Source organism: Micromonospora sp. NPDC003776 (genome assembly GCF_053605645.1).
Genome location: NZ_JBSGJR010000172.1, coordinates 1 through 11,520 on the forward strand (window position 1 = coordinate 1; position 11,520 = coordinate 11,520).

The following is an 11,520-nucleotide window of genomic DNA, read 5'->3' on the forward strand; positions in this document are numbered from 1 at the left end:
GCCCGCCGCGCCCGCCGGTCGACCGGGACGACGCGCTCGCGGCACTCGCCGAGCCGCGCGGCCCGGCGCGAAACACGGAGGCGGCATGGTGACACTGCGCAGCGTGACGGCGATTTCCAAACGCGACGCTGGTCACGCAGGGCAACGGCGAAATAGGGCTTCTGGTCGGCTTCCGGACGTAGATCCCCGCCCGCACTCTCAGGTAACCTCGCTGCCGGTCACCGCCGAAGGCGCGCAGCGGCGCCAGCGGTGCCACCGCCCAATCGCCCACGGGCGAGCCGGGGAACCAGGTACCTGGGGTGAATCCGCACCAGCGGTAGGGGCCGCTTCCGTCCCGAACCCGGCAGCTAACCCGGTCGGCGGTCGACGGAAGGGAAGACTGTGACGGCACCCCTGCGCCGCTGGTTGACACCCGTGGTGGCCGTGTTCGCCGCGTGCGTCGTTCTCGCCGGGGCCGCCCCGGCGGTGGCCGCGCCGACCAACCCCGCGCCCGCGGAGCACGAGGAGGACGGCGACCTCCTCATCACCGACGCGATCGCCCAGGCGAACAAGAACTACCTCCAGGCCAAGACCAAGCTGGAGAAGTCCAAGAAGCGCCAGCTCCAGCTGGCCCTCGAGGTCCGCGCGGCGCAGCAGCAACTGGACGCGCTGAGCCCGCAGGTCACCGCGATCGCAGCGCAGTCCTACCGGACCGGCCGGCTGGGTGCGATGACCATGCTGCTGGAGAGCAACACGCCCGACTCGTTCGTCCGCCGCGCCGCCGCGCTGGACGAGCTGAACATGGTCAACGCGCAGAAGCTCGCCGAGGTCAACGCGGCGAAGAACCGCGCCGAGCAGGCCAAGCTCGCGCTCGACGCCGAGGTGCGCGAGCAGCAGAAGTACGCCAACGTGATGGCCCGCGAGAAGGCCGAGACGGAGAAGGCGCTGAAGCTGGTCGGCGGCCTCGGATTCACCGGCGGCCTGGTCTCGGCCACCTCCCCGGTGGCCCGGATGGGCCCCGGCCGGACGGCCGACGGCGACTGGAAGCCGGAGTCGTGCAGCGAGAACGACCCGACCACCTCCGGCTGCATCACCCCGCGCACGCTGCACGCGTACAAGGAGGTCAAGCGGGCCGGGTTCAACCGCTTCGTGGGGTGCTACCGCTCCGGCGGCCCCTGGGAGCACCCGAAGGGCCGGGCCTGCGACTGGTCGCTGCAGAAGAGCGGCTTCTCCCCCTGGCACAACAACGACACGCGGATGTACGGCAACAACGTCGCCGCCTTCCTCATCCGCAACGCCGACCGGCTCGGCATCTACTACGTGATCTGGAACCGGCAGATCTGGTTCCCGGCAACCGGTTGGAAGTCGTACAGCGGGCCGTCGAACCACACCGACCACGTCCACATGTCGCTGCTGTAGGACCCCGTACGTCGACCGGGGCCGTCCCGCACCTCGCGGGACGGCCCCGGTGGCGTTTCCGGTCTCGGTTCAGCCGGCGACGGCGGTGGGTGCCGGGTCGGTGGCGGCGGCCGGGCCGGGTACCGCCGGCTTCGGCGTGCGGGCCGGCACCTCGGCCACCGTCCGCACCTCGCCCGCGCTGAGCCGGTACGACATGCCGACCACCCCGCACCGCCCGGCGGACACCTGCTCGGCGAGTACGGCGGAGCGGGCCAGCATGGCCTCGACGGTCTGCGCGATGTGGATGTCGACGATGCCGTCGACGTCCTCCACGCCCTCCCGGCCGGCCCGCAGCAGGCTGGGGGCGACGGCGTCCACCAGCGCGCCGAGGTGCCCGGCCGGGGAAGTGCCGGTACGCACCGACTCGCGGGCGGCCTGCACCGCACCGCAGGAGTCGTGCCCGAGCACCACGATCAGGGGCGTGCCGAGGACGGTGACCGCGTACTCGACGCTGCCGAGCACCTCGGGTCCGACGGTGTGCCCGGCGGTGCGGACCACGAAGAGGTCGCCGAGGCCCCGGTCAAAGATGATCTCGGCGGCGAGCCGGGAGTCGGAGCAGCCGACGATCACCGCGAACGGGTGCTGTCCGTCGGCGACGGCGGTCCGGTGGCCGGCGTCCTGATTGGGATGGCGGGGGGCACCGGTGACGAACCGGCGGTTACCGGCGTACAGCTCCGCGAGTGCCTGTTCCGGAGTGGTCGGCGTCAATGCACTGCCCTCCCATGACCTGGTCGACCCGGCCGGCGGCGGAGGCGGCCTCGCCGACCACCGTCACACGCAGCAGAACGCGGGTCAAGGTTTACGCGAAGCGCATTTCGTGTGTTGAGCCACACCCGATGACGGCCGGTTCGGGGCCGGACCAGGACGGGCCGGCGGCGCGGCGGGCCATACGATGGCCACCATGGCGACGACAGCGGGCGGGAACGGGAGCCCCCGGAACTGGACCTTCCTCACCAACCACGGGCACGTGCTGCTGGCGATCGCGCGCAACCCCACCGCCCGGCTGCGGGACGTGGCCGACGAGGTCGGGGTGACTGAACGGGCCGCCCAGGCGATCGTGGCGGACCTGGAGGCCGGCGGGTACCTGCGGCGCACCCGGGTGGGCCGGCGCAACGAGTACACGATCAACCCGAGCGGCCACTTCCGCCACCCGGCCGAGGCCGACCAGCAGGTCGGCGCCCTGCTGGCGCTCTTCACCAGCGAGCCCGCGGAGGGCTGACCCCGCCCCTGCTCCCGTCACCGCACGAACAGCGCGGCGACGGTAGTCTCAGCCGCGTGCGCGACAGCTTGCGATCGGACGGGACGACGGTGAACGCCGGTACCGGGCACCGGTTCCGGACCATCCTCAGTGGAGCGGTCGCGGCGCTGCTCGGCACCGTCCTGGTGGCGCCCGCCCCGGCCGCGGCGGCAGCGCCGAAGTGCGGCCCGGCCGGCAACCCGGCACCGACCCAGCCGGACTGGGCGCTGGACCGGCTCGCCCCGCAGGCGGCCTGGCGCGTCACCCGGGGCGGCGGGATCACCGTGGCGGTCATCGACTCGGGCGTCTCGGCCCGCCATCCCCTGCTGCGCGGCAAGGTGCTGCCGGGCACCGACGTTAACCACCTGGCCAGCTTCCAGGGGCAGTGCGATCTGGTCGGTCACGGCACCCTGGTCGCCGGCATCATCGCCGGCCGGGAGGGCACCGGCGTGCCGTACAGCGGGGTGGCCCCCGGGGCGAGGATCCTGCCGATCCGAGTGCTGGCCGACAACCAGCGCACCTTCGACGAGTCGATCCCCGCCGAGATCGGGAAGGCGATCCGGTATGCGGTCGACCACGAGGCCGATGTGATCAACCTGTCCCTCGTCACGCTGGACACCAGGGAACTCAAGGACGCCGTCGACTACGCGCTCAGCAGAAACGTGGTCCTGGTGGCCGCCGCCGGCAACCGGCAGGAGAACCAGCAGGACCAGAAGGCGTACCCGGCCGCGTACGACGGGGTGATCGCGGTCGCCGGCCTCGACGACAAGGGCGAGCACGTCGGCAGCTCGGTCACCGGGGACTATGTGGACATCGCCGCGCCCGGACTGAACATCGCCGGCCCCGCCCCCGGCGGATCGGGCTACCTGTACGAGCCGCAGGGCGGCACCAGCTTCGCCGCCGCGTACGTCTCCGGGGTGGTCGCCCTGGTCCGGGCCGCGCACCCGACGCTCACCCCCGACCAGATCCGGTACCGGCTGACCCGGACCGCCGACAACCCGCCCGACGGGCACAACGCCGAGGTCGGGTACGGGATGGTCGACCCGTACCGGGCGGTGACCAGCCTGCTGGGCAGCCGGGCCAACCCGCCCCTCGGCGCCATGCCGAAGCCCGAGCCGCCCGCCGACCCGCTGGCCTGGCAGCGCACCGTGGCGATCTGGGTGGCCGTCGTCGGCGCGGTGCTCGCCGGCGTCCTGCTGGCCCTCCGGCCGATCCTCGTCCTGGGCCGCCGCCGCGGCTGGCGCCCCGGGCGCCGCCCCACCCCGCTGGACGCCTGACCGCTGGGCCCGGAATGCACCACGGCCCCGCTCGGACAACGCCGAGCGGGGCCGCAGGAAACCGAGGGTCGGGTCAGTTGCCCCAGACCTTGGAGTTGCTCATCTCGGTCGTCATGTAGTTCTCACGGGCGATGCCGACGGCCTGGCCGATGTCGTTCAGGACCTTGTTGATGTCCCGGACGGCGGCGTCCCACTGCGCCTGGTGCTGCTCGTAGGCGACCCGGTCCTGGCCCTCCCACTCGAGCTTGGTCAGCATCGACCGCAGCGTGTCCAGCTTCTCGTCGATGGTCCGCGAGATGGCCTGCATCTGCTGGTTGCTGCTCTCGAGGACGGCGTAGTCAACCTTGATGCTCATCTAGTTCCTCCTCTGCCTGTCTACGCGGATCACGGGTTGAGAGCAGAGTGGAACTTGTCCAGCATCTGCTGCTGCTCTTCGTCGTTGACCTGGTGCGTCGTGCCCGACTTGTCGAGCAGGTCGGCGATGTTGTCCATCGCCGTCAGCAGCTTGACCGTGTCCTCGTTCCAGCGCTGCATGAGCGACTGGAAACCCGTGGACGCCTGTCCCTTCCAGGCCATCGCCAGGTCGTCGACGACGTTCCACAGCTTCTTGAGCTCACCGTCGACGTCGCTGCGCGTGGACCGCACGTCACTCGCGGCGGTGTGCAGAGTCGCTGCACTGACCTCGAACGCCATGCTCACACCCTTCCGTCATCTTCGTGGCGGCGGATCCGCCGCGCCCCTCCCCCGCGGCAAGGCGTACACACCCCACCGACGGACACTTCAACCGAACCGTAGCGGACGACGTCCAACCCGCGCAGCCCTGCCTTCGGAGCTGGACCGACGCCGCACGTCAAGAGCCGCAACGGATCGCACCGACGACAGTACGAGATGGACGGACACCCGCCACAGGGTCCCCCTCCTCACGACGGCCGTCGATAGGACCGCACGTGCATCACCAGACCGAACAGCAGGACGACCAGCAGCAACACCACGGCGGCCCAGAGCACCGGCCGCTCGACCGCCCGCCGGGCGACCACGACCAGGAGCGCGCCGGCCCCGGTGAGGACCACCACCTCGGCGCCCCGGCGGGCCCGCGCCGAGCGGCCCAGCTGGGCGACCAGGGCGAGCCCGAGGAAGACCGGAATCGTGACCAGGAAGTAGAGAAACAGCCAGTAGTCCGGGCCCATCGCGGCTCTCCCCTCGCGTCACCGGTAGAACGAGTCGTCCTTCACCCAGTCCAGGGCGATGTCCTTGATGTCGGGGTCGGTGCCGGTCGGCGCCCAACCCGGCCGCGAGTCCGCCACGAAGGCGTACCGGTTGTTGCCCTGGAAGCCGGCCGCCACGGTGTGCAGCAGCGCCCCGATGTCGCCGAACACGGTGGCGAGGATGGCGACCGTGGCGGTCAGACCGGCAACGCCGATCGCCTCGGCGATCGGCGCGGTCGCCGGGAACATCTGGAACGCCACCGAGGCGATCACCGCGACCAGGATCGGCATCAGCGCCTCGGCCAACCCGGAGACGGCATCGTGGTACGCGTCCCGCGCCGCCGTCAGCGTGTCCCGGTTGGCGACGAACGCCTCCGCCAGCGAGTCGACCTCCGCCGCCAGCTTGCGCAGGAAGACGTCGAACGCGTCCCGGTCGTCGAAGTCCCACCGGTCGGCGGGCGGCACGACCTCCGCCAACGCCCGGCCGAACTGGTCGGCGCCGAGCAGCCGGGCCGCGTCGTCCCACGCCTTGATGGACCGGTTGACCTCGCTGTCGTCGAAGGTCTCCAGGGTGCCGATCGCGACGATCAGCGCACCCGCCGCCACCAGCCACATCCAGTTGGCCCGGGCGGCCGCGAGCGCGGTGCGGACCGGGGTCGTGGCCGCGGCAACGGTGTGCGTACCGGTGACCGCGCCGGAGGCGTTCGCGATCAGGATCTCGCCGCCAGTCACCTGATCACCCAGGGCTGATCAGACTTCTCCCAGTTGCGCGCGCTCCGCTCCAACTGCTCCGCGGCCCGGTGCAGGTGCGCGGCGCCGGTCCGGACGTTGTCCAGGTGGCCGTCGACCGCGGCGTTGTGCGCGGCCACCGTCCCGTGGCCGAAGAGGCTCAGCGCCCCCGGCGACAGGGTCACCTGCTCCAGCAGCGACTGGACGTTGCGCAGGTACTGGATCGGCCCGTCCGGGGAGTCCAGCCTGCGGGCCGCCGTGCGGATGGCGTCGACGTCGACCGTGTTCGCCACGGTTCTCCTCTCCGTGCTCAGCGGCGCAACCCGCGCAGCGGGTCCCCGACGTCCACCCCGAACCGGCGGAACCAGTCCTCCGGGGTCAGCGTGCCCGCCTGAGCCCGGTCCACCAGGTCGGCGCCGCCGAGCAGGTCGCCCAGCAGGTCCCGCTGCCGCTCGGCGAGGCCCGCGTACGCCGCGTCGACCGCCGCCTGGATCGCCTCGGCCAGGGTCTGGCTGTCCAGCCGCATCGCGCGGGGGTTGAGCGCGATGTCGCCGATCTTCATCTCGCCGTCCACCGTCACCCGGACCAGGCCGTCCGGGCTCTCGCCCGGCACCCGCAGCTCGGCCCGCTGCCGCTGGACCTCGGCCAGCCGCCGCTGCTGCTCCTGCGCCTGGCGGAGCAGGCCCTCCAGGCCGCCGCCCGGGCGGCCACTCGACGGGATGGTCACTCGGTCCTCCCAGCACAGGTGACGGTCGTAGGCACGCTACCCGAAGCGATCGACGTCCGTTGGTCCCTCAGGCGGGCTCCGTCCACGCGGTCTGGATCAGCTGCTGCCCGTCCCGGCGGCGGACCAGGGTGCCCCGGCCAGGCGGCTGCGGGCTCGGCCGCAGGTTGCCGAAGACCGCGCCCTCCTCCCGGCTGCCGGACATCAGCAGGCCCGGCGAGTCCAGCTCGCGCAGGCGTTGCAGCACCGGCTCGTAGAGCGCCCGGGCCAGGCCGCCGACCCGCCGCGTGATGATCAGGTGCAGGCCGATGTCCCGGGCCTGCGGCAGCAGCTCCTGCAGCGCGCTGAGCGGATTGTTCCCACCCGAGGCGACCAGGTCGTAGTCGTCGACCAGGATGTAGAGGTCCGGCCCCTTCCACCAGCTCCGGTCGCGCAGCTGCGCCGTGGTCACGTCCGGGCCGGGCAGCCGGTTCTGCAGGGCGCTGCGGATCGAGCCGAGGCCCTGGCTGAACACCTGGTTGGACGGCGCGTAGTCGAGCAGGTGGTCGCCCTCCACCGCGCCGAGCAGGCCGCGCCGGTAGTCGGCGATGACCAGCCGCGCCTGGGCCGGGGTGTACCGCTCGGCGATGCCCCGGGCAATCAGCCGCAGCAGGTTCGTCTTGCCGCACTCCGCGTCGCCGAACACCGTCAGGTGCGGCTCGCTCGCCAGGTCCAGGTAGACCGGGGCGAGCGCCGACTCGTTCACGCCGATCGGGATGCCCGGGGCCGAGCGGTCGACCACCTTCGCCAGCTCGGCCACCGGCAGCTTGCGCGGCAGCAGCCGGACCTTCGGCGCCGGGCGGCCCGGCCAGTTGGCCGCCACGTGCTTGGCCAGCGCGACGGACGCCTCGGTCAGGTCCTCGACGTCGCGCTTGCCGTCGATCCGCGAGATCCCGGTGAGGAAGTGCAGCTTGTCACGGGTGAGACCGCGGCCGGGCGAGCCGACCGGCACGTTCTGCGCCGCCCGGCGGTCGATCTCCGACTCCGCCGGGTCGCCGAGCCGCAGCTCCAGCTTCGTGCCGAGCAGGTCGCGCATGTTGATCCGGATCTCCGCCCACCGCACGGCGGTCACCACCACGTGTACGCCGAAACCGAGGCCACGGTTGGCGAGGTTGGTGATGGTCTGCTCCAGCTCCTCGTACTCCTGGCGCAGCGTGTTCCAGCCGTCCACGACCAGGAAGATGTCGCCGAACGGGTCGTCGGCGAACTCCCCGGCCGCCCGGCGCCGACGGTAGCTGGCCACCGAGTCGATGCCGTGCTGGGTGAAGCGCAGCTCCCGCTCGTCGATGATCGCGACCACCTCGGCGACGGTCCGCCGGACCGCCTCGATGTCCCGCCGCCCGGCCACCCCGGAGGTGTGCGGCAGGCCCTCCAGGCTGCGCAGCGCGCCACCGCCGAAGTCGAGGCAGAAGAACTGCACCTCGCGCGGGGTGTGGGTGAGCGCCAGCGAGGCGAGCATCGAGCGCAGCATGGTGCTCTTGCCGCTCAGCGAGGCGCCGACGATGACCACGTTGCCGCCGGCCCCGGAGAGGTCCACCATCATCGGGTCGCGCCGCTGCTCGTACGGCCGGTCGACGATGCCGACCGGCACGGTGAGCCGGCCGCGTCCCGGCCAGTCGGCGGTGGTCAGGCCGTATGTCGGGTGCACCGCCAACGGCGGCAGCAGCTCGGCCAGGCCCGGCGGGTCGGCCAGCGGGGGCAGCCACACCTGGTGCGCCGCCCGCCCCTGCCCCTTGAGCCGGTCGATCAGCACGTCCAGCATCGCCACGGCCTTGCCGTCCCCGGCCTGCTCCGGTTCGGGCGCGGTCTCCACCGCGACCGGTGCGGCCGGCACCGGCACGTAGTCGATGCCGTACGGGACGATGCGCCGCTGCACCTGCGCCCGGGTGGACCGCTGCACCTGCCCCGGCGCGCGGTACGGCCCGGAGACGTACGCCGCCCGGAAGCGGAGCATGGTGGCGGTGTCGGTCTTCAGGTAGCCGTGGCCGGGCGCGTTCGGCAGCTCGTACGCGTCGGGCACACCGAGCACGATCCGGCTCTCCACGGCCGAGAAGGTCCGCAGACCGATCCGGTACGACAGGTGGGTGTCCAGGCCGCGCAGCTTGCCCTCTTCCAGCCGCTGGGAGGCCAGCAGCAGGTGCACACCGAGCGACCGGCCGAGCCGACCGATCATGACGAAGAGGTCGATGAAGTCCGGCTTGGCGGCGAGCAGCTCGCTGAACTCGTCGCAGATGATGAGCAGGCTGGGCATCGGCTCCAGCGGCTCACCGGCCGCCCGGGCCTTCTCGTAGTCGTACCGGGAGACGTAGTTGCCGGCCGCCCGCAGCACCTCCTGGCGGCGGTTCATCTCGCCGGCCAGGGCGTCCCGCATCCGGTCGACCAGCGGCAGCTCGTCGGAGAGGTTGGTGATCACCGCGCTGGTGTGCGGCAACGCGTCCAGCGAGGCGAAGGTGGCGCCACCCTTGAAGTCGACCAGGACGAAGTTGAGCTCCTCGGACGAGTGGGTCACGGCCAGCGCGGCCACCACCGTCCGCAGCAGCTCGCTCTTGCCGGAGCCGGTGGCGCCGATGACCAGGCCGTGCGGGCCCATGCCCTCGTGCGCGGATTCCTTGAAGTCCAGCTCCACCACGTTGCCGTCCGGCCCCACGCCGAGCGGGATGCGCAGCCGGTCGCGGTGGCTGCGCGGCCGCCAGGTCTGCCGGGTGTCCACCGTCGCGGCATCGCCGACGCCGAGCAGGTCGGGCAGCTCCATGCTGCGGGCCAGCGGCTCCTCCGTGCTGGCGCCCTGCTGCTGGGAGAGCCGGTAGGGGGCGATCTGCCGGGCCAGGCCCTCGGCCGCCGTCAGGCTGAGCCGGTCCGGCCGGCCGAGCCGCGAGGTGGTCGTGCCGCGGACCAGGTCCAGCCCGCTGCCGTCGCCGGCGTCCAGGCAGAGCAGCCAGCGACCCGCGTCGCGCGGGACCGTGCCGGAGAGGTCGATGACGGTGGCGCCGAGCAGGCCCGGCCCCATCAGCGCGCAGGTCGGCGAGACCTCGCCGCCGTCGAGCAAAACCACCAGGTGCGGGGCGGTGGTGAGCGGCTTCGCCTCCGGCGCGAACCGCGGCCGGCCACCCAGCTCGTTGGCGAGCGCCTGCTCGGCCTCGGCGAGGCTGGCGAAGACCATCCGGCGGGCGCCCGCCGCGTCCGTACGGCCCGGGTGCTGGGCGTGCGGCAGCCACTTCACCCAGTCCCACGCCGGCTGCCGGTCGGGGGCGGCCACCACCGCGAGGATCAGGTCGTCCGGGGCGTGGAAGGTGGCCAGCTGGCCCACCGCGGCCCGGGCCAGGTCGAGCACCGCCTCCCGCTCGCCGCGCAGCGCGATCCGGCTGAACGCGCGCAGCGACAGCGCGGTGGGCAGGTCCGGCACGCTGGAGTGGGCCCGGACGAACCGGCGCAGCGCGATCGCGCTCATCGGCTCCAGGTCCTCCACCGGCTTGGTCTCCGGCGGCACGATCTCCACGGCCAGCCGCTGCGGGCCCAGCGCGATCCGGGCCTCGCCGAAGTCGTCCTCGGTGATCCGCCGCTCCCAGAGCCGCCGGGAGGCCGCGATCGACCAGAGCGCGTCCGGCTCCGGGTGCCGCCAGGTCATCGCGGAGCGCTGCTGCTCGGCGGCCCGCCGGGTGCGCTTGCGCATCTGGGCCAGGTAGCGCATGTAGTCGCGCCGTTGGGCGTTCAGCTCGGCCTTGTCGTTTCCGCCGTTGCCCAGCGTGCCGACCGCCATGCCGAGCATCGACACCCCGAACAGGCCGCCGGCGACGTAGGTCATCATGCCGCCGCCGCGCCCGGCGTAGAGGAAGGCCATGGCGCCGACACCGCAGAGCATCGGCAGGATCATCAGCACCTGACCCATGCCCTTGGCCTGCGGTTCCGGCAGCTCGGGCGGGGACTCCAGCAGCACCTCGCCGCGCGGCAGCGCGGGCCCCGGTTGACGCGGAAGCCGGCGGAACACCACCGTACTCACGGCTCTCCTCCCCAGAAGTGGCCCTGATCGTGGTCTGCCAACGGCCCGAGGCGTCGGGTGGGCAACCTGTGCGACCGCCATCGTAGGTAATCTCCCGGAGGCGTCGTGGACCCATGGGGGGCGGCGCCACCGGCCGAGGTGGATCGTAGGCGAGCACGAGGAGGCCACAGTGGCGACGAAGACGGCGACCGGCGGGCTGAGCCGGATCACCATCGTGGCGCCCCGCACCAGGATGGATCTGGCGCTGCCGTCGGACGTCCCCCTGGCCGACCTGCTGCCCACCCTGTTGCGGTACGCCGGCGAGGACCTGGCCGACGAGGGCGTACGGCACGGCGGGTGGAGCCTGTCCCGGCTCGGCGGGCCGCCGCTGGACGGCGGCCGTACCGCGGCGCAGCTCGGCGTCCGGGACGGCGAGGTGCTCTACTTCAACCCCCGGGCCTCGGCCGCGCCCGAGATCGTCTTCGACGACGTGGTGGATGCGGTCGCCACCGCGACCAACCAGCGGCCCGGCACCTGGCAGGTCGGCACCACCCGGTCGTTCGCGGTGCTGTTCGCCGGGGCGGCCCTGGCGGCCGGCGCGGTGGCGGCGCTCTTCGCCGGCCCGCCGCAGCTGCCCGGGGCGCTGGCCGCGCTGGTCGTCTCCCTCGCCCTGCTGGTCACCGCGGCGGTGCTGTCCCGGGCAGCCGGCGACAGCCGTACCGGCGCCGTGCTGGCCATGGCCGGCCTCGGCTACGCGGCGATCGGCGGCCTGCTGGTGCTCGCCGGGGACCGGAAGCTGGGCGATCTGGCCAGCCCGCACGTGCTGATGGCGGCGACCGCGGTGGTGCTCTTCGGCGCGGTCGCCGCGCTCGCCGTCGGCGACCGGCTGCCGCTCT

Annotated in this window: 12 protein-coding genes and 1 riboswitch; of the genes, 4 read left to right on the forward strand and 8 right to left on the reverse strand. The window is 72.9% G+C overall.

The genetic code is table 11. The features are described 5' to 3' along the window. Positions 1-246: 246 nt before the first annotated feature. Positions 247-377, forward strand: a riboswitch (cyclic di-AMP (ydaO/yuaA leader). A gap of 4 nt (positions 378-381) precedes the next feature. Continuing rightward, positions 382-1,398 carry a coiled-coil domain-containing protein gene (locus tag ACWEVO_RS16270; protein ID WP_452308340.1) on the forward strand — a complete coding sequence of 339 codons (1,017 nt, stop codon included), beginning with the start codon at positions 382-384 and terminating at the stop codon, positions 1,396-1,398. A gap of 69 nt (positions 1,399-1,467) precedes the next feature. Here ACWEVO_RS16270 and ACWEVO_RS16275 read toward each other — a convergent pair whose 3' ends face one another. Further along, positions 1,468-2,145 carry a carbonic anhydrase gene (locus tag ACWEVO_RS16275; RefSeq protein ID WP_452308341.1) on the reverse strand — a complete coding sequence of 226 codons (678 nt, stop codon included), beginning with the start codon at positions 2,143-2,145 and terminating at the stop codon, positions 1,468-1,470. Positions 2,146-2,329: 184 nt separating this feature from the next. Between ACWEVO_RS16275 and ACWEVO_RS16280 the strand changes: the two genes are divergently transcribed. Continuing rightward, positions 2,330-2,656, forward strand: a complete 327-nt coding sequence (locus tag ACWEVO_RS16280; RefSeq protein WP_452308342.1) for a helix-turn-helix transcriptional regulator — start codon at positions 2,330-2,332, stop codon at positions 2,654-2,656. A gap of 56 nt (positions 2,657-2,712) precedes the next feature. After that, a complete protein-coding gene (gene mycP / locus ACWEVO_RS16285; protein WP_452308343.1) occupies positions 2,713-3,951 on the forward strand; it encodes a type VII secretion-associated serine protease mycosin in 1,239 nt (412 codons plus the stop codon). A 73-nt stretch (positions 3,952-4,024) separates the two neighbouring features. On the opposite strand, the gene ACWEVO_RS16290 is transcribed toward mycP, so the two are convergent. The 7 genes from ACWEVO_RS16290 to eccCa form a co-directional block, all read right to left on the reverse strand. Further along, entirely contained in the window at positions 4,025-4,306 is a 282-nt protein-coding gene (locus ACWEVO_RS16290) for a WXG100 family type VII secretion target (RefSeq protein WP_452308344.1), read from the reverse strand. Positions 4,307-4,335: 29 nt separating this feature from the next. Continuing rightward, complete coding sequence (locus tag ACWEVO_RS16295; RefSeq protein ID WP_452308345.1) at positions 4,336-4,644, reverse strand: WXG100 family type VII secretion target; 309 nt, start codon at positions 4,642-4,644, stop codon at positions 4,336-4,338. A gap of 227 nt (positions 4,645-4,871) precedes the next feature. Continuing rightward, a complete protein-coding gene (locus ACWEVO_RS16300) occupies positions 4,872-5,138 on the reverse strand; it encodes a hypothetical protein (protein ID WP_452308346.1) in 267 nt (88 codons plus the stop codon). 18 nt (positions 5,139-5,156) lie between these two features. Continuing rightward, on the reverse strand, positions 5,157-5,888 hold the full coding sequence (locus ACWEVO_RS16305) for a hypothetical protein (protein ID WP_452308347.1): 732 nt from the start codon (positions 5,886-5,888) through the stop codon (positions 5,157-5,159). Then, complete coding sequence (locus tag ACWEVO_RS16310) at positions 5,885-6,178, reverse strand: hypothetical protein (RefSeq protein ID WP_452308348.1); 294 nt, start codon at positions 6,176-6,178, stop codon at positions 5,885-5,887. Before ACWEVO_RS16310 ends, ACWEVO_RS16305 begins: the two co-directional genes overlap by 4 nt. A gap of 17 nt (positions 6,179-6,195) precedes the next feature. Beyond that, positions 6,196-6,612 (reverse strand): YbaB/EbfC family nucleoid-associated protein, encoded by a 417-nt coding sequence (locus tag ACWEVO_RS16315; protein WP_452308349.1) that lies wholly within the window; start codon positions 6,610-6,612, stop codon positions 6,196-6,198. 67 nt (positions 6,613-6,679) lie between these two features. After that, entirely contained in the window at positions 6,680-10,645 is a 3,966-nt protein-coding gene (eccCa, locus tag ACWEVO_RS16320; protein WP_452308350.1) for a type VII secretion protein EccCa, read from the reverse strand. Between the two features lie 169 nt (positions 10,646-10,814). Between eccCa and eccD the strand changes: the two genes are divergently transcribed. After that, the coding region (eccD, locus tag ACWEVO_RS16325; RefSeq protein WP_452308351.1) for a type VII secretion integral membrane protein EccD at positions 10,815-11,520 on the forward strand (706 nt) is incomplete at its 3' end.